The sequence below is a fragment of the Sporomusa aerivorans genome, assembly GCF_041428895.1.
Lineage (GTDB): Bacteria > Bacillota > Negativicutes > Sporomusales > Sporomusaceae > Sporomusa > Sporomusa aerivorans.
On the sequence record NZ_CP156926.1, the window covers coordinates 299,867 to 318,112 of the forward strand.

The 18,246-nt window shown below is 50.0% G+C and carries 18 protein-coding genes; 15 read left to right on the top strand and 3 right to left on the bottom strand.

All coding sequences use genetic code 11. From position 1 onward, the window contains the following. The first annotated feature begins 215 nt into the window (after window positions 1-215). The 10 genes from SATMO3_RS01290 (at window position 216) to SATMO3_RS01335 (ending at window position 10,947) form a co-directional block, all read left to right on the top strand. On the top strand, window positions 216-1,379 hold the full coding sequence (locus SATMO3_RS01290) for an FAD-binding oxidoreductase (RefSeq protein WP_371376403.1): 1,164 nt from the start codon (window positions 216-218) through the stop codon (window positions 1,377-1,379). Then, window positions 1,379-2,647, top strand: coding sequence for a (Fe-S)-binding protein (locus SATMO3_RS01295; RefSeq protein ID WP_371376406.1), 1,269 nt, complete (start codon window positions 1,379-1,381; stop codon window positions 2,645-2,647). The genes SATMO3_RS01290 and SATMO3_RS01295 overlap by 1 nt, the downstream gene beginning before the upstream one ends. A gap of 12 nt (window positions 2,648-2,659) precedes the next feature. Further along, the gene (locus tag SATMO3_RS01300) at window positions 2,660-4,036 is read left to right on the top strand and encodes an FAD-binding oxidoreductase (protein WP_371376408.1); all 1,377 of its coding nucleotides are present in this window, start codon (window positions 2,660-2,662) and stop codon (window positions 4,034-4,036) included. A gap of 32 nt (window positions 4,037-4,068) precedes the next feature. After that, a complete protein-coding gene (locus tag SATMO3_RS01305) occupies window positions 4,069-4,254 on the top strand; it encodes a 4Fe-4S binding protein (protein WP_371376411.1) in 186 nt (61 codons plus the stop codon). A gap of 26 nt (window positions 4,255-4,280) precedes the next feature. Next, the gene (locus tag SATMO3_RS01310) at window positions 4,281-5,414 is read left to right on the top strand and encodes a 2-oxoacid:acceptor oxidoreductase subunit alpha (RefSeq protein ID WP_371376415.1); all 1,134 of its coding nucleotides are present in this window, start codon (window positions 4,281-4,283) and stop codon (window positions 5,412-5,414) included. A 30-nt stretch (window positions 5,415-5,444) separates the two neighbouring features. Further along, complete coding sequence (locus tag SATMO3_RS01315; protein ID WP_371376418.1) at window positions 5,445-6,269, top strand: 2-oxoacid:ferredoxin oxidoreductase subunit beta; 825 nt, start codon at window positions 5,445-5,447, stop codon at window positions 6,267-6,269. After that, window positions 6,266-6,787 (top strand): 2-oxoacid:acceptor oxidoreductase family protein, encoded by a 522-nt coding sequence (locus tag SATMO3_RS01320; RefSeq protein ID WP_371376421.1) that lies wholly within the window; start codon window positions 6,266-6,268, stop codon window positions 6,785-6,787. Before SATMO3_RS01315 ends, SATMO3_RS01320 begins: the two co-directional genes overlap by 4 nt. Window positions 6,788-6,872: 85 nt before the next feature. Beyond that, complete coding sequence (locus tag SATMO3_RS01325; protein WP_371376424.1) at window positions 6,873-8,645, top strand: LytS/YhcK type 5TM receptor domain-containing protein; 1,773 nt, start codon at window positions 6,873-6,875, stop codon at window positions 8,643-8,645. Further along, window positions 8,608-9,390 (top strand): LytR/AlgR family response regulator transcription factor, encoded by a 783-nt coding sequence (locus SATMO3_RS01330; RefSeq protein ID WP_371376427.1) that lies wholly within the window; start codon window positions 8,608-8,610, stop codon window positions 9,388-9,390. The genes SATMO3_RS01325 and SATMO3_RS01330 overlap by 38 nt, the downstream gene beginning before the upstream one ends. A gap of 153 nt (window positions 9,391-9,543) precedes the next feature. Beyond that, entirely contained in the window at window positions 9,544-10,947 is a 1,404-nt protein-coding gene (locus SATMO3_RS01335; RefSeq protein ID WP_371376430.1) for a DASS family sodium-coupled anion symporter, read from the top strand. 105 nt (window positions 10,948-11,052) lie between these two features. Here SATMO3_RS01335 and SATMO3_RS01340 read toward each other — a convergent pair whose 3' ends face one another. Continuing rightward, entirely contained in the window at window positions 11,053-11,277 is a 225-nt protein-coding gene (locus SATMO3_RS01340) for a DUF1450 domain-containing protein (protein ID WP_371376434.1), read from the bottom strand. A 446-nt stretch (window positions 11,278-11,723) separates the two neighbouring features. Here SATMO3_RS01340 and SATMO3_RS01345 point away from each other — a divergent pair, with 446 nt between their 5' ends. The 4 genes from SATMO3_RS01345 (at window position 11,724) to gltA (ending at window position 15,764) form a co-directional block, all read left to right on the top strand. After that, the gene (locus tag SATMO3_RS01345; RefSeq protein ID WP_371376437.1) at window positions 11,724-12,692 is read left to right on the top strand and encodes a DUF1858 domain-containing protein; all 969 of its coding nucleotides are present in this window, start codon (window positions 11,724-11,726) and stop codon (window positions 12,690-12,692) included. 14 nt (window positions 12,693-12,706) lie between these two features. Continuing rightward, window positions 12,707-13,375 (top strand): hypothetical protein, encoded by a 669-nt coding sequence (locus SATMO3_RS01350; protein WP_371376440.1) that lies wholly within the window; start codon window positions 12,707-12,709, stop codon window positions 13,373-13,375. Between the two features lie 119 nt (window positions 13,376-13,494). Continuing rightward, entirely contained in the window at window positions 13,495-14,373 is an 879-nt protein-coding gene (locus tag SATMO3_RS01355) for a sulfide/dihydroorotate dehydrogenase-like FAD/NAD-binding protein (protein WP_371376443.1), read from the top strand. Next, entirely contained in the window at window positions 14,373-15,764 is a 1,392-nt protein-coding gene (gene gltA / locus SATMO3_RS01360; protein WP_371376446.1) for an NADPH-dependent glutamate synthase, read from the top strand. The genes SATMO3_RS01355 and gltA overlap by 1 nt, the downstream gene beginning before the upstream one ends. Window positions 15,765-16,132: 368 nt before the next feature. On the opposite strand, the gene SATMO3_RS01365 is transcribed toward gltA, so the two are convergent. Continuing rightward, window positions 16,133-16,705: a hypothetical protein gene (locus tag SATMO3_RS01365; RefSeq protein WP_371376448.1), complete on the bottom strand. Its 573-nt coding sequence runs from the start codon at window positions 16,703-16,705 to the stop codon at window positions 16,133-16,135. 93 nt (window positions 16,706-16,798) lie between these two features. Beyond that, window positions 16,799-17,500 carry a heparan-alpha-glucosaminide N-acetyltransferase gene (locus SATMO3_RS01370; protein WP_371376450.1) on the bottom strand — a complete coding sequence of 234 codons (702 nt, stop codon included), beginning with the start codon at window positions 17,498-17,500 and terminating at the stop codon, window positions 16,799-16,801. A 336-nt stretch (window positions 17,501-17,836) separates the two neighbouring features. Between SATMO3_RS01370 and SATMO3_RS01375 the strand changes: the two genes are divergently transcribed. Then, window positions 17,837-18,181, top strand: coding sequence for an SMR family transporter (locus SATMO3_RS01375; RefSeq protein WP_371376453.1), 345 nt, complete (start codon window positions 17,837-17,839; stop codon window positions 18,179-18,181). The last annotated feature ends 65 nt before the right edge of the window (window positions 18,182-18,246 follow it).

Genomic DNA, 18,246 nt, shown 5'->3' on the forward strand with positions numbered 1-18,246 from the left:
CCTCAAGGGGTGTTGGCATGGCGGCCGCGCCGGCAACTGTACCAGGATAAGAAAAGCACTCTTCAGGAGTGTTTTTCTGCTTAAGGACCGCCTTTTGTGGACGGATTCCAGGGGTTCGTCTGTTAATTCCTGCGTTTGGTCAGAAATCAATGTGCTGATAAGACGTAAATCGTTAGGATACTATTAGAACTGGTTTTTGAAGGAGGTATTCGAAAGTGAGCCAAACCGTATCCCCTCAGACTATCGAGGAGTTACAGCACTTACTGCGGACAGCGCACGCCGGCGGCAGTCCGCTGAATGTCTATCGCCAGGGCCGCCACGAGGGAGTAACTGTCGATTTAGCGAAGCTGGATGCAGTAATGGAGATTGACGCAGCCAACCTTGTCGCCACCGTCGGTCCCGGTGTCAAACTAGGTAAACTGGCTGCTATGCTGGCAGAACAAAAACTCAGGTTCATACCGGCAGATACCCCGTTTTACCATGACAGGACGGTAGGAGAGTTATTTTATCAAGGCTGTGCAAATTTATCCAGCCTAAAATACGGCAGTACCAAGCATTTCTTAATGGGGTCGGAGGTGGTGTTGCCAACCGGTGAACTGCTTACTACCGGAGGGAAAACGGTTAAGAATGTCACCGGCTATGATTTTACCCGGTTCTTTAATGCGCCGTTCACCGATTTCGGTATTACAGCTAAATTTTTGCTGAAATTATTACCCCTGCCGGAGACCCGCCGGGCGTTAGCCGTCGTTTTTCCGGGGGTGGACGCCTTGCTGGCCTTTGCCAGGGACCTGAAAGACAGCCGGGTGGTTCCGGCTTATCAAGTATGGGTGGATGATGTTGTGCAAGCTATTTTTCAGGACGCCGTGGCGGGGCAGCTTGCGCTGCTGGAATTTGACGGCTTACAGGAAGAAACCGCGGAACAGGGCCAAATCGCCACAATTCTTATTAAAAAGCATGGCGGGACAGTACGGGAGGAAATGGACGGCAGCGGGCAGACCGCTGCAAGGTGGAGCATACTGTATCGCCCAACCGACAAATATATACTGACCGACGAATATAAAATGGCCTTTACAGCCCAGGGAGAATTTATCAGGGCTTTTTACCAAACCGCAGAGCGAAGCGGCCTCAAAGCCGGTCTTTTTGGCCAGGTATCTGAAGGTAAGCTGAGTATTGCCCTGGATGCAGCTCTTCCGCCGGAAGGCTTCCTGGCGGAAGTTGCTGCGGCGGTTGGCAAGGCGGGCGGGATATGTGCCGGTAAATATGACAGACTGGCAGGCAAAAAGCCAGCCGGAGTCCTGGCCGCTCTGGAGCAGCGGGCCAAAGCGGCGTTTGATCCCCGAGAGATATTGAATCGCCCGGCGGCAGCGGAGGTGAAATAATGGAGAATAAGCACCATGAATGGCAAAAACAACTGGTTAAGTGCATCCGCTGTGGTACCTGCCGATCTGTTTGCCCGGTATTTCAGGCAGCGGATAATGAAAATACCACCGCCCGCGGCAAGGTGAAGCTGTTAGAAGCGGTTAGCGAGGGAAAGCTAGAACTGACACCGGCCTTGCAGGCCCGAATGTCCAAGTGTCTGCTATGTAAAGCCTGTGTGCCGGGGTGCCCGTCCGGGGTGAGAACCGATGAACTGTTTTTAAGCGCCCGACGGGTCCTGGCGGACAAAAATGGCCTGCCCTTGGCCAAAAAACTGGCATTTACCGGGCTTGCTTATCGTAAGTTATTTGATTTGGGACTCAAAATGGGATCTGTTTTCCAGGGGATAGTATTTAAGGATGCCCCTAATGGCAGGGGGAAAGTAGCGCGGCTGGCTATGCCCAGTGCCGGGCTTAGCCAGCGGCGGATTATTCCGCCGCTGGCCGACACGCCTCTAAGGACCCGGCTGCCGGAAGTATCACGAGTAGCTTCACCCACAGCCCGGGTGGCATTTTATACAGGCTGTATGCTGAATTATATCTACCCTGAAGCAGGTGAAGCCATTGTTAGAATTTTAAAGGCGCATAATGTCGAGGTCGTCATCCCGGCTAAGCAAAGTTGTTGCGGCACTCCGGCGTTTACCTCCGGCGATTACCGGATAGGACGGTATCTGGCAGAAGAAAATGTTAAGCTTCTGGCTGCCGGAAATTATGATGCTATCATTACCGGCTGTGCATCCTGCGGCGCTGCTTTAAAGCACGAGTATGGGACAATAATCGAAGACCCGGCTGTGAAACAGTCCTGGGAAAATTTAGCCGGAAAAGTAAAAGATATTACACAATTTGTTGTAGATAGGGGAATCAAGCAGGATTTACGGGAGGTAAGAGCTAAAATAACCTATCATGACCCTTGTCATCTTGTCAGGGGCATGGGGATTTCCCAAGAGCCCCGGCAGCTCCTCAGGGCCATTCCCGGCGTGGAATATGCCGAAATGAAAGATGCTGCCAAATGCTGTGGGGCCGGTGGTACTTTCAGTCTGGCCTACTATGACCTTTCCCGGACCATCAATGACTGGAAATTGGATAATGCGGAAAAAACGGGTGCCTCCATCCTGGCAACCGGCTGTTCGGCATGTCTCATGCACATTACTGACGGCCTGGCGCAAAGAAGCAGTAATATGAAGGTGTTACACACTGCCGAAATTATTGCCAGAGCTTACGGTCTGGATTAGGAGGTGCGAGAATTGGAAAAGCAAATGATCGCGGAATTAAAACGGTTGGTTGGCGCAAGTTATGTAATGGACCAGCTGGAAGATCGGATTTGTTATTCATTCGATGCCACCTTTCGGGACTTTCCCCCGGATGTGGTCGTTAAACCGGGTAGTGTTGACGAAATTGTTGCCATTGTTAAGCTGGCTGTTCAGTATAATGTTCCGGTTACCGCCAGAGGGGCGGCTACAGGTTTGTCCGGAGGGTCGGTACCGGTAAAGGGCGGGATCAGCCTAGTTTTAACCCGGCTTAACAAAATTATTGAGATTGATACGGCTAACCGGGTAGCTGTAGTCGAAACCGGCGTTATAACCGAGAACTTTGTAAACGCCGTTTCCCAGACCGGTTTATTCTATCCTCCTGACCCTGCCAGTGCCAAAACGTCTACCATTGGCGGCAATATCGCCGAGTGCGCCGGAGGCCCCCGTGGGGTTAAATACGGTATTACCAGAGATTATGTACTGGGGCTGGAGGTCGTGCTGCCTGACGGGAGCGTTGTTGAGCTTGGCAATAAATTTGATGGTGAAATGGCCGGCCCGGACTGGACCATGCTGCTGGTCGGCTCTGAAGGCACGCTGGGCATCGTTACCAAGATTTATCTGAAACTTGTTGATAAGCCCGCCGCCAAGCAAACGCTGCTGGCTATTTTCAGCAGCCTGGATGATGCCGCTCATACTGTCAGTGAAATGATTGCCTCCGGTACTATTCCGACAACCTTGGAAATAATGGATAATCTGACTATCCGGGCGGTGGAGGATTACCTTAAGGTGGGACTGCCGGTCAGCGCCGAAGCCATTTTGCTGATTGAAGTCGACGGCAGTGCGGCCGCTATTGCCAAACAGGCCGAGCATGTCATGAAGGTTTGCAGAGAGTGTGGGGCTACCGAGATTAAGGCTGCTTCTACCCCGGAGGATATCGACAAGCTATGGCAGGCCCGCCGGGCTATTTCGCCGGCCTGCGGCAAGATAAATCCGACCAAGATTTCCGAAGACGCGACCGTACCCCGTAGTCAAATTCCCTCGATGGTGCGCCGCCTGCGGGAAATAGCCAAAAAGTATGATTTGAAAATGGTTATTTTCGGGCACGCCGGTGACGGCAATCTTCATCCCAATATACTAAGCAATAAACATGATCATGCTGAAATGGAGCGGGTTGAACAGGCCGTGGAAGAGCTTTTCAAGGCGGCTTTAGACCTCGGCGGCACGCTGTCGGGTGAACATGGTATTGGCTATATGAAAGCGCCGTTTTTAAAATGGGAGACAGGGGAAACCGGTTTTGCCGCCGGGCAGAAACTAAAACAGGTTATGGATCAACATGGGTTATTAAATCCCGGTAAATTATTTAATGCATAAGCTTACCGGTAAAAGATATAGGAGGAACAAAAATGCTAAAAACCGTGCCTCGCTTTTGTAAAGGCTGTGGAATCTGTATCGAGTTTTGTCCCAAGAAAGTACTGAAACTCGACGACCTGGGTAAGATAGAGGTTGCTGACGCTGACGCTTGTATAGCCTGCGGACAATGCGAACTCAGATGCCCGGACTATGCAATTTACGTAGTTGCCGATAAATAAGTTATAACGAACGGAGGAATGTATTCATGGCAAAAGCAGTACTTATGCAGGGGAATCATGCTTGTGCAGAAGGCGCGCTTGCCGCCGGAGCCAGGTTTTTCGCCGGCTATCCGATAACACCTTCTACTGAGGTGGCTGAGCTATTGGCCAAACGGTTACCGCAGGTTGGTGGCAGTTTTATTCAGATGGAAGACGAAATTGCCGGTATGGCGGCTACCATCGGTGCGGCGCTGACCGGGGTTAAATCTCTGACAGCTACCAGCGGTCCGGGATTTTCCCTGAAGCAGGAATTAATTGGCTATGCCTCTATGGCAGAGGTTCCCTGTGTCATCGTCAATGTGCAGCGGGTTGGTCCCAGCACGGGTCAGCCGACCTCACCGGCCCAGGCCGACGTTATGCAGGCCCGTTGGGGGTCGCATGGCGACCGGGGCGTTATTGCGCTTAGTCCGGCCAGTGTGCCCGAATGTTTTACACTGACAGTAGAAGCCTTCAACTTGGCCGAGAAGTACCGGACACCGGTGGTGCTGCTGCTTGATGAAATTATTGGCCATATGCGGGAAAAAATTGAGATCCCCGACCAGGACAGCCTGACAATAGTCAATCGGAAAAAGCCCGCTTTGCCACCCGGCGAGTTTCTGCCCTATAAGCCGGATGAGGACGGTGTACCGCCGATGCCGGCCTATGGGGACGGTTACCGTTTCCACGTTACTGGACTGGCTCATGACTATACCGGTTTTCCCAGTGGCACCAACAGTACTTCGCAGGAACTGATTGCCCGGCTGCACACCAAAATCTATGATCATGTTGATGATATTGTTACCTATGAGGAGCAGAACCTCACAGATGCCGAGGTGGCTGTCATTGCTTTCGGCGGTACAGCCCGTACTGCCTATGCTGCTATTGAAGCAGCCCGGCAACAGGGTATTAAAGCCGGTCTGTTCCGTCCCATCACCATCTGGCCTTCGCCGGAAAAACAAATCACAGCGTTGGCGAAAAAAGTTAAAACCATCATTGTGGCTGAACTTAATTACGGCCAGTATGTGGGTGAAGTGCAGCGTATTGTTGCCGGACAGGCGAACGTGGTTTCCCTGGCCAAGTGGAATAATGACCCGATTACCCCTGCAGAAATGGCCGCAGCCATTAAAGCAGCAGTTAAATAACGGAGATTAGCCCAATAAGGAGGGAAAACCATGGAACAATTACTGGAAAAATATTATCGCGCCAAGCTGCCTCATATTTGGTGCCCGGGCTGTGGTAATGGCATTGTAACATCGGCCATTGTTAAGGCCATTGATAAATTGGGACTCGACCAGGACAAAACAACAATCGTTTCAGGTATCGGCTGCTCGTCACGCGCTCCCGGCTACATGAACTTTGACACCCTGCACACGGCTCATGGCCGGGCACTGCCGTTTGCTACCGGTATCAAACTGGCCAAGCCGGACCACAAGGTTATTGTTATCAGCGGTGACGGTGACGCCTCGGCTATTGGCGGCAATCACTTTATCCACGCGGCCAGACGCAATATTGATCTTACTGTTATTATCTATAACAATAATATTTACGGTATGACCGGCGGCCAGTATTCACCGTTAACGCCGCATATGGCCAAGGCAACTACTGCGCCTTACGGCAATGTGGACCGTGCGTTTGACTTAGCCCAGCTGGCTAAAGGCGCCGGTGCAACCTTTGTTGCCAGATCCACCACTTACCATGCCAAACAGCTTTCCGAGCTTGTCGCCAAGGCGATCACACATGAAGGCTTTGCCGTTGTGGAAGCCCTGACCGGCTGTCCGATATCTTTTGGCAGGCAGAACAAACTGTCCAAACCGGCTGCACTCTTGGCCTGGCAGCGGGATAACACCGTTCCGGTTGAAGCGGCTGCTAAGCTAAAACCCGAACAACTGGCCGGCAAAATCCAGATTGGCTTACTGCACCAGGAAGAAGCGCCTGAATATACGGCCGAATATACCAAAGTTATCAAACAAGCCATGGGAGGGGGGGCGGTAATATGATGGAAGTCAGATTAAGTGGTTCAGGCGGCCAAGGACTCATTCTCGCCGGCATCATTCTTGCTGAAGCTGCCATTGCCGACGGCAAGGAAGCAGTCCAGTCCCAGTCATACGGCCCGGAGGCCCGCGGCGGTTCCAGTAAATCCGAGGTGATCATCAGCGATCATCAAATTCATTATCCTAAAGTAACAAATCCTGATCTTCTGCTGGCTATGACGCAGGAGGCGCTGAACAAATACGGCACCGATTTACAGGAAGACGGTTTGCTGGTTATTGATACAACTTTTGTCCGGGAAGTACCGGAAAAATATAAAAATGTCCATGCTGTGCCTATCACCCAGTTGGCTAAAGAAAAATGCGGCCGTGAATTATTTGCCAACATTGTGGCTCTGGGGACAATCACCAAACTTACCAACTCTGTCAGCTTTGCAGCTCTTGAGAAAGCCGTTCTGGCCCGTGTGCCAAAAGGAACTGAAGAAATGAACAAACTTGCTCTGCAGATAGGTTATCAGGCAGTATAATACAACAACAACCTCTGGCTTTTAATCTGCCAGGGGTTGTTATGTTTCGTGCTGCCAATACACTGTGCCCGGTGGATATAATCCTGTGTCTGCAAGTTTTATTAGAGGTGATACAATGTATCTTGGTTTGCTGGGTGACGTAATCAAAAACATTGCGGTCCTGGGGGTAGCCGCCTACCTGACAACCCAGCTGCCGCCTTTCCGCCGGGCGCTAAGTCAGTCGCAATACCGGCTCAGGGATAAATTGGTATTGATCTGTATTTTCGGCTTATTTTCCGGTATTGGTAACTACCTTAGCATTCCGGTAATGGGGGCTTTGGCCAATACACGCATTGTCGGCGCCGTGGCCGGCGGACTCTTGGGAGGCCCGATTGTTGGTCTGGGGGCCGGTATTCTTGGCGCAATTCCCCGCTATTTTTTAGGAGGGTATACCGTCCTCCCCAGCATTGCGGCCAATATCATTGTCGGCTATCTCAGCGGGTTGGTTTACAATCGCTACGGGGTTCGCAATATTGGCGTAAAAGTGGCGCTGATAGTGTCGTTCGGCGCCGAAGTAATTTTGAAAGTACTGATCCTGACTTTTTCCAGCTCATTGGAAGCCGCCTGGGAGTTAGAACGGGTGATAGCCATCCCGACGACGTTTGCCAATTGTCTGGGTGTGATGCTGTTTGTATACATAGTTCGCGATGTATACCAGGAACAGGAAAAGGTTCAGGCTGAGTCGGCCCAGCAGGCCATGCGGGTTATTCAAAAGACAAACGGGATTTTCTGGAACGGTCTTAACACGGTTTCAGCCCAAAAAGCGGCTAAGACTATCTATGCGGAGATCGCCGCCGATGCCGTCGCTGTTACCGATACAGACACAGTACTGGCTTTTATCGGGTACGGTGACGATCATCATATTGTCGGTCAGCCTATCATTACCCAGGCAACCAAGCGCGCTATACAAAGCCGGCAGACAGTCATAACCAACGATAAGGCCGGCATTGGCTGCCCGGTTCCGTCCTGCCCGCTTACGGCGGTCATCGATGCGCCGTTAATTGTCGATAACCGTTTTGCAGGCAGTATTAAAGTATACAAAACAGGTACAGGCATCATTCTTCCCTATGAGGCTGAGCTGGTGCAGGGTATTGCCGACTTTCTGAGCTTACAGCTGCTGCATGGTGAACTTGAAGCCAAGACGCTGCTATTGGCTCAGGCGGAATATAACTCACTGCGTGCTCAAATTCATCCCCACTTTATTTTTAATATTCTGGGTACAATCCGGGCCACTATCCGGACAGACCCCAAGCAGGCCAGGGCCTTGATAAAGGATCTGTCGGTGATTATCAGGCGGCACATCCGCCCGGGAAAAGAGATGAATTCAATCCGGGAAGAATTTGAGTTCATTGATAAATATATCTTTTTGGAACAGGCCCGGTTTGGGGAACGCATCCGTATTATCAAGGTGGTCGATCCGGTAGTTTATGAGCAGGAGGTACCGGTTTTTTCAGTACAGGTGCTTGTCGAAAATGCCGTTAAGCATGGGCTTTCTCCAAAAATTGAGGGTGGCATCATCGAAATCCATGTGCTGAGGGATGACAGCATCCTGCAGATTATGGTAAAAGATAACGGTGTCGGCATTGCCTCTGATAAGATCGACTTGCTGTTAGACCCGCAGTCTGATGCTGGGTTAACCGGCGGTGTTGGTATTGGGCTTAATAATGTGCATGCCCGGATTCAGCGGTTGTTTGGCAATGAATTTGGCATAAGAATTGAGAGCAGCCCGGCAAGGGGGACCTGCGTATCCATTCGATTGCCCTGGCGGGAGGAGATACAAAGTGACACAACTGAAGGATGTCAAAATTATTCTTGCTGATGACGAAAAACCGATGGCGGCAGAACTATGCTCCGTGCTGCTTGAACTGTATCCTGACCTTTGTATTGCGGGAGTGGCTCATGATGGTGAAGCTGTGTTGAAACTGGCCAAAGCCCATAAACCGGATATACTCTTTTTGGATATTCAAATGCCGGGCATGACCGGCCTGGAGGTTGCCGAGCGGCTGATGACTTGTGAAGATCCCCCGGCTATTGTTTTTGCCACTGCCTATGATGAGTATGCGTTAACGGCATTTTCGGTCAACGCCATCGACTATATTTTGAAACCGTATGATGAAGCCGACGTTGAACGGGTTATGAAAAAGTTCGAGAAAATGTTGGCCAGGGCCAGTGTAAAAACCAAGGCCGGCAGTCAGCGTGATTGCCCTAAGGCTGCCGGAGTCCGCAAGTTCACAGTGGAAAAGGGCGACCGTATGGAGATTATTAGCAGTGATAATATAGAGCTGGTTTTTGCCAAAGACCGGTTGGTATATATCAGAACCCTCGATGGTGAGATTTACCGGACTAAGCTTACACTGCAGGAATTTGAGGGAAAATTGCCGGCCGAACGCTTTTTTCGCTGTCACCGCAATTATATTGTTAATGTCAATCAAATTAAGGAAATAGCCAATTGGTTTAACAAAGGCTATCTCCTGATTTTACAAAAAACGGCTGCCGGCAAAGGAATGGAGGTTCCGGTCGGCAGGGCATATGCAGCCCGGCTGCGTGAGTATATCGAGCTGTGAACGGACCCAGTCCTGCATATGCGTTGTTTGTTGCTGCTATAATCCGCTGGTAATCGTTTTTGTGTTGTTGGTCAGAATAAAATAGCTCTCCGTTGCTGTAATATTTAGAATTTAGTCAAGCTTCCCAATATATATTTAATACGGAGGGTGAGTATGAGTAAACAGAAATGGTTGTATCTTCTGGCGGCCTTTGCCTGCCTTTTTGGGGTAGTCTGGCTGACGCCGGAGATAAAAGGCCTCAGCATGGCCGGGAAAAAATCAATTGGCGTTGCTATTTTTGCTATTATTGTATGGGTATCGCAGGCGCTGGATGATGCTATCAGCGGACTTGTTATTGTGTTTTTACTGGCGGCTATGGGGGCAACTAAACTGGGCGATGCATTCAGCGGCTATGCCAATACAGCAGTCTGGTTAATCGTTATCGGTTTTATAATGGCAGGGTGTATGGAAAAGTCCGGTTTGTCCAAACGAATTGCCCTCATCCTGGTAAATTCGGCCCGGGGATCAGCTGTAAAAGTATATTGGGCCGTAGCTCTGGTTATGGTAATCACCAGTTTCCTGGTGCCATCCATTACCGCCAGGACGCTGTTAATGTTGCCGATCATCGTGGGTATCGGCCAGGCATTTGGCGCTAAGCAGGGACAAAGCAATATTGTTAAAGCACTTCTCTTTATTGTGGCCATGAGCGGGACGATGATGAGTGCCGGCATTCTTACCGCCCATGTAGGCAACCCTATCACGGTGGGCTTGATTGAAGCAGCCACCCAACAAAGCATTTCCTGGGCCGAGTGGTTCAGAATCGGCGCGCCGCCCGCTTTTTTACTGGCAGGTATCTCGGTATTTGTCTTGCAAAAAATATGGGTGCCGGAAGTTAAAAGCCTGGGGCAGGGACAGGATTATGTACATAAGGAATTGCAGGCGCTGGGCAAACTTAGTTCTCAGGAAAAATACACACTGGTGGTATTTTTGATCACCCTGGCGCTGTGGGCTACTGACTCGGTACATAAGATAAATGTTGTGCTGGTGGGTATGGTTTCTGTTGTCTTGCTGTTATGGCCCGGATCAGGAATTATGGCCTGGAAAGAGGCCCAGCAAAAAGTGCCCTGGAATATATTTGTGCTCTATGGCGCCGGTCTCTCCATGGGGACTGCGCTGGTAAGTTCCGGAGCTGCCAAATGGCTGGCGGGCACTATGCTTGGACCTATAGCCTCAATGTCTTACTCCATGCAGATGATCGTTCTTATCTGGATTGCAACTGCGCTGCAGATATTCTTTACCGGGGGCGGTCCCAAAACCACGGCGCTGACCCCTATTGTTATTGCCCATGCGGCTGCCATTGGCGCCAATCCCCTGACATTTGCGCTGATTTTAGGCATGAATATGCAGCATCAGTATCTGCTGCCGGTCAGCAATATGCCAAACGCAATTGCCATTGGCACCGGCCATGTAACTTCCGGCGAAATTATCAAAACCGGCGCCGTGATGAGCATCCTGGCGGCTGTTGTTATGAGCATTATGGTAGTAACATATTGGAATTGGCTGGGTGTGGTGCAGTAATAGAAGGTTCCTTAAGAGCAACCGGCAGGATCCGGCGTGTAGGCATAGATAAAATGCGAGAGGCCATCGAAAGCATGCGTAGCTTTCGATGGCCTTACTGTTGCGCTAGGCAAGCAGGTTGGCAATTTCTTCGTATAAATAATGGGTAGTATCGCCGGTAACTAAGTTATCATTTACTTTGGCAATATACATTTCGGCACAGTCACCGCATTCGCCCAAACAGGGCTCTACCGATATCTCAGCATTTTTAAGCTCAGCCCGGCACTTTTCCACAAGTTCTTCCATACCCTCGTGCTTTAGGTTGTTTTCACAGAACTGCACAGAATTCATAATTTTACCTCCTTCTTTGTTACAGCCATTAGTTTCAGCCGGATACCGGCAATTTATGTAAGCTAGTAGCTTGTCAGTTCTAAAACAGTAGAATAATGGCGAGGCTATTTTTCGCAAACCAAGGCGGAGGAAGGAGGCATACCGGACGTTTGCTGACTGACGACAACGAAGGGGTGTGGAAAATAGACCGTCAGTATTCACTGGATTAGGGCTGACAAGCTATTAGTACCGTGACAACCTTAAAACGTGACAAATATCACGGCGGTCTGTGATATTTGCCAACGAATGGCAGCAAGGATTATATTACAATAGTAACAAGAGATAACACTGAGCAGGAACTTAGGCATTTGTAAACAAATTCTTACTATATATTTCGCAGTAAAGAATTTTCATAACAGCCCCTGTTTCAGTAAAAAATAATGTAATAAGATTAAGGAGGTGGCAGCATGCTGCCCAAAGGAGCAAACCTGCAAAAAATTCGTGACGGCAAACGTACTTATGCGATAACTCCGCATGTGCCCGGAGGATTTATCAAACCCGATGTAATGCAGAAATATGTGGATGTAACCAAAAAATACGGTGGTACTATGAAGCTGACATCAGCCCAGCGGATTATGATTACCGGCCTCAAGGCCGAGGACATTGAAAGTATCTGGGAAGAGCTTGGCATGCAGCCGGCTCTGGGGTTCGCCAATTGTGTCCGCAGCGTTAAAGTGTGTCCCGGCAACGCTTTCTGTAAACGGGGTAAACAGGACAGTATTAAGCTGGGACTGGAACTGGACCGGCGCTATATTAAAAAAGAGATGCCCAGCCGGATTAAAATGGGAGTCTCTGCCTGCCCGAACTCGTGCGGCGAGTCTGTTGTCAAGGACGTTGGGGTCATTGGCACTGACGCCGGCTGGGACGTCTATGTCGGCGGCAGCGCCGGTTCTCATCCGCGGCTGGCGGATAGATTGATTGAAAGCCTGGATTATGATGATACGCTAAGAATTATCGATATTGTTATGCGTTATTACCAAAAGCATGCCGATATTGAACGTATCGGACAATTTATTGAGAGAATAGGTTTCGCCAAGTTTAAGACCGATGTTCTGGCCGAATTCTATGGAGAGAAAAGCGCAGACACCGCACCCCAAGTACCGCAGTCAGACGCCGGGGATAAAATTGTACCCCTGCCAGGCGGGCTGACAGAAGGAAATTTGGTGTTTGGTGATGCAATCACAGCTGACAGTGTTATTAGTGACATTATCCGGGTTTATCCGCAGACGATTCCGGTATTCCGCTCTTTCGGCATGGGATGTCTGGGTTGCCCGTCCTCGGCAGGCGAACCAGTTTCCCAGGCAGCCGAGATTCATGGGCTTAATTTAACCGAACTGATCGCTGCCTTGAATAAGGTAGTGCCAGCAAATAAATAAAGGGGGAAGACACAATGAGCGCCTTTTTAGCGCCTATCCATTACTGGTTATATAACAAAATCCGCCACGTTATTGAGCGTGAGCAAATGATTTTTGAAGCCGCCAGCGAGCTTTGCGGCGGTACCGCGGAAGAAGCGCGTGCCCAGGCTTGGCAAAGCTATGGTGAGCCCTTGCCGGATGCCGATTTGAAGGAACATATTGATCAAAGCAATATTCATGGCTGGCTGCAGCGCCAGATAAACATTGCCGAGAGCCGGGAAGCGGCTTTTGTGCAGGCTTTGGTTGACAATTGCGGTGACGCCGCTATTGATGTAGCCCAAAAGGCATTCCGGGAGCACGGCGCACATGCCGCCCGCCACGCAGATTCCCAGGGAAAATATGATACCGCGAGCGCACTCGGACTATATAAAGCCATCAATGACTATTACCTGAACGGTATGCCTTGCGATCAGGCCGATGCCGTGCTGGAAAGCACAGCTGACCGCATGGTCTGGGAAAGTGAGGTTTGCCTGCAGGAGCCTAACTGGAAACGGGCCGGGGCTGACGGTAAAATGATGAAAAAGCTGTATAATGAATGGCTTACCGCCTTTATCAGCGTTCTCAACCCGGGCTTTGCCTTCAGGCAAGCAGCCGACACCCATGCGGGAGCTGCCGTTAACCGTTACGAAATTACCCGGGTCTAACCCTGAGGCCGCAGCCTGTCAAGGCTGCGGCCTCTCTATTCCCAATCACGGGCTAGTGTGATATAATTCTCATGGTGTAATTTTGTCAGAACATGTCGATGCAAAAAGGGGAGATTACGATGTACCAGATAGTCGCAAAACGGCAATTGGCGCCACAGATTTACTTGATGGATGTGGCCGCACCACGGGTGGCTAAATCAGCCAAGCCCGGTCAGTTTGTTATTGTGAAGATGGACGAAAAAGGCGAGAGAATTCCGCTTACCATCTGTGATTACGATGCTGCCAGGGGGACGGTTACCATAGTGTTCCAGACACTGGGACAGTCAACCATGGAGATGGCCAGTCTAGAAACAGGCGATTCCTTCAGTGATTTTGCCGGACCGCTTGGGGAAGCGTCGGAGTTTATTCATGAAGACATTGAATCGCTGAAAGAGCAGCGGCTGGTTTTTGTTGCCGGCGGCGTGGGCACAGCACCTGTATATCCCCAGGTAAAATGGCTGCAGCAGCGGGGCGTTCAAGTGGACGTTATCATCGGGGCGCGCTCCGGGGATCATGTAATCCTGGAGGCAGAAATGAAAGCCCTTGGAGCCAATGTCTATGTTACTACCGATGACGGCTCGTACAGCCGCAAGGGGCTTGTTACCGATGTGCTGAAAGAACTTGTGGACAACGGTACCCGTTATGACCATGTAATTGCTATCGGCCCCATGATTATGATGAAATTTGTTGCCAGACTGACTAAAGAATATAATATCAGGACCACGATCAGCCTCAATCCGATTATGGTTGACGGTACGGGGATGTGTGGCGCCTGCCGCGTGTCTGTCGGCGGAGAAATTAAGTTCGCCTGTGTGGATGGTCCCGAATTTGACGGCCATCTGGTTGACTTTGATGAGGCGATGCGCCGTCAGGCTATGTATAAATCGGAAGAAGGCAAGTATTTGCTGGCGATGGAAAAGAATAACCATGCCGGCGGTTGCTGCGGAGGTGCGTCATAATGAGCAAAGCAGTCAGAGTTCCTGTACGGGAGCAATGTCCCCGGGAGCGGGTAAGCAACTTTAGCGAAGTATGCCTGGGATATTCGCTGGAAGAAGCCGTCGCCGAGGCTGCCCGCTGCTTAGGCTGCAAAAATGCCAAATGTATTGGGGATTGCCCGGTTGCTATCGATATTCCCGCCTTCATCTCACATGTAAAAAAAGGCGATATCGCCGAAGCTGCTAAAGTTATTGCTCAGGCGAGCGCCCTGCCGGCCGTTTGCGGCCGCGTCTGTCCACAGGAAAGCCAGTGTGAAGGCAAATGTATTCTCGGTATAAAAGGGGATGCTGTAGCCATCGGCAAACTCGAACGGTTTGTAGCCGACTGGGCCCGGGAAAATCCGGTTGATATCGCGGAAGCGGCGCCCCAAAACGGTAAAAAGGTGGCTGTGATCGGCAGCGGCCCGGCCGGGTTAACCTGTGCCGGCGATTTGGCCCGTAAAGGGTATGCCGTCACAATTTTTGAAGCCCTGCACGAGCCAGGCGGCGTTTTGGTGTACGGGATTCCCGAGTTCCGGCTGCCTAAGGACACCGTAGTAAAAAGCGAGATTGCCAATCTGAAAAAGATGGGCGTACAAATAGAAACAAATGTTGTCATTGGTAAAACGCTGACCATTGATCAGTTGCTTGGCGAGGAAGGCTTTGACGCCGTATTTATCGGTTCAGGCGCCGGACTGCCTAAATTTATGGGAATTGCCGGGGAAAATGCCAATGGTGTGTTTTCGGCCAACGAATTTTTAACCCGCAACAATCTTATGAAAGCCTTTAAAGAGGAATATTCAACTCCCATTAAGGTGGGTGAAAAAGTAGCGGTCGTCGGCGGCGGCAATGTTGCTATGGACGCGGCCAGAACAGCAGCCCGTCTTGGCGCCGAAACCCATATTGTTTATCGCCGGTCGGAAGCTGAACTGCCGGCCCGAGTTGAAGAAGTGCACCATGCCAAGGAAGAGGGCATCATTTTTGATGTACTGACAAACCCGGTGGAAATTCTTGTGGATGACAAAGGCTGGGTAACCGGTTTAAAGTGCATCCGGATGGAACTTGGCGAACCGGATGCATCCGGCCGGCGGAAACCGGTCGAGGTGCCAAGCTCCGAATTTGTTATGGTCGTCGATACTGTAATTATGTCGCTGGGCACTTCGCCCAACCCGCTCATTTCTTCAACAACCCAGGGACTTGAAATCAATAAATGGCAGTGCATTGTCGCCGACGAGGAATCCGGTCTTACCAGCCGGAAACGCGTATATGCCGGTGGTGATGCCGTAACCGGTGCAGCTACCGTTATTCTGGCTATGGGAGCAGGTAAAAAGGCGGCTAAGGCTATTGATGAGATGTTATCGGGTGAAACCAGATAATCTCTTTTAACTAAAAGTTGTCAGGGGCTTTGTCCCTGACAACTTTTTTCCATACCCCGCCACACATAAATAATTTCTAAATCAAAAGACTAACGAATGGGGATAGTTTAACTTATCTGTATCAGCAAAGGAGGCCGATGCAATGACTATAGCAATTGTGGTATTGGTTGTAATTGGTATATGTCTGTTGGCAGTCGCTTACTTTGATAGAGTTTCCTATCCCTGGCAGTAGGTTAAGGGGCCAAGAGCCCCTTAGCCGCTGCTAAATACGTAACCACCGCTCATTGGCGGTGGTTATTTTTCGCTGCCGGAAGATAGAGAATATAATTCCCTATAGGATCAGGCAGCAGCGGCTTGCACTTTCGCCGTTACCGGGAAACAGGAATCCGTTTGTAAGGCATTTTGACCAAAATTTCCTCTGTCAGTTCCTGCAAAACCGCCGGTGCGTTTGTATCGATACTTTCCGACTCCAACTCAGATTTTACAGCAGTCAGCCGGTCATATTTTTTTGTCGCTTTCGCATATGTGAACCCTGTTAGTGATACATCGGAGCAGATATAGGTGTCATCATAATTGCGTGAATAAATCCTGTCAAGCCTGATCCTGGATAGCTCAACCACAACTACAATATCGGCTGATAACGCATCGGCAAGTTCCGCCATAACTTTTTGCTCAGACAGTTTGCGTCCCCTGCTATTCTGTAAAAACATGCTGGCGGCATCAGCAGTTGTGTTCAGCGGCAGCAAAGTATAATAAGGGTATTTAAACGGCTTTATTATTGTGTTTTGAATTACTGCCAGATCTTCCGGATACCTGTATCTTGCAGTATTTATCACCGGTAAAACCGCAACTACCTGAGGGGTGATCGCATAAGCAGGCAAAACTGCCATTGTCAGGGACAGAAACAAATAGCCCAACAATAGCTTTTTTAGCATTTTCACTTGGCTCAGCTCCCTTTGCTGTAAAAATGTATATTATAATTAATTTTAGCACATAATGGAATTCGTTGCGAGAAACGCCGGAGATTGATCTGATCAGTTTGGGAAAAATAGTTTATGTATGGCGTACAGTACGGTCAGGATCAGGGGCTGGTGCATAAGATAAAGGAATAGCGACCGGCGTCCCAGCCAGGTCAAAGGCTGGATACCGGCTTGCTTACTCAGTTGCGGCCATAACGGCCGTTTGCGGCGATAAAGCAGCCTGCCTGCCGTCATCCCATAGACAACTACGCCCAGCCAGGGGATTATCGGGTAATAATCAAGTGAGGAAAATTCCGGCGGTATCAGGCCAACCGGAATAAACACGGAGGTAGTAACCGTGAATGCGGCGAGGACATTATTAAGTGCCAGCAGCAGTGTTCCGGTCAGCATAAGCAATAGGGAGCTCAGCCGGGCCAGCAGGGGAGTGCAGATCATACCCACTCCCAATAAGTGCAGAATGCCGAAACGGATATAGACTGCCGGGCTTGCCAAATAAGTAATGGCTGTAATCAAAAGCCCCGCCCCCAGTACAAGAAAGCCACGGCGCACCGGATTGCGGCTAAGGTGAGAACTGATGCCGGATACCAGCATAAACAGCACTGCCGAGGCTTTACCCTGGTAATACCAAAAGCCGGTTAGATAATCAAGCTGCCAGTTATAAAAGTAAGCCAGGTCGAATACGGTATGAAAAATAATCATAAGAATAACGGCAATTCCCCGGAGAACATCGATTTCGTCAATACGGACAGCCTGCACAGTATATAGAACCCTCCTTGGTGAATTTTCCCTGACTAAACAATATAACGGCAGCTGCCTGCCGTCAAGCCGCCCAATTCCAGGCTGCGGCATTCAGTTCCGCTGAATTAATTTCCTACTCATTTTATTTTTGGGAAGGAGGAAAGAATACGACGATTCCAGGCACACTATAGTCGTGTTGTTTTGTTATGGTACGGCCGGTATTAATAAAATAGCCGGGCATTTATCCAGCTCTTTAGTTAGCCCGGCAGGAATACCAGCGGACGGGGGGAATATACTACCAGACGGGCTTGTCCTTTAGATCAGAGCCTGTAATGCAAATAGGATGGTGTCGATGTGAAAGCGATCTACATAATACTGGTGTCTGTGCTGCTTGGCGCGGTTGGGCAAATTGCCTTCAAAATTGGCGCTATGCGCATTCCGGAGGCAGGCCCGCTTTTAGATAAGGCGATGGCAGCCTGGCCGATAGGCGCCGGCCTGGTTCTCTATGGTATAAGTACACTGTTATGGATCTATGCCTTGCGCTCTGTCGAGCTGAGTTATGCCTATCCGCTTATCAGTCTGGGCTATGTTCTGGTTTTTATGGCTTCGTACTTTTTGTTTCATGAGTCTATAGGTCCGCTGCGGCTGGGAGGAATGGCGCTGATCCTGAGCGGAATTATTCTTGTTGCTAAGTCTTAATAGTTAATACCAAATTAACCGAATCTTAACATTTTTTTACAGTTAGTTAACAAAGAGTGTGATGA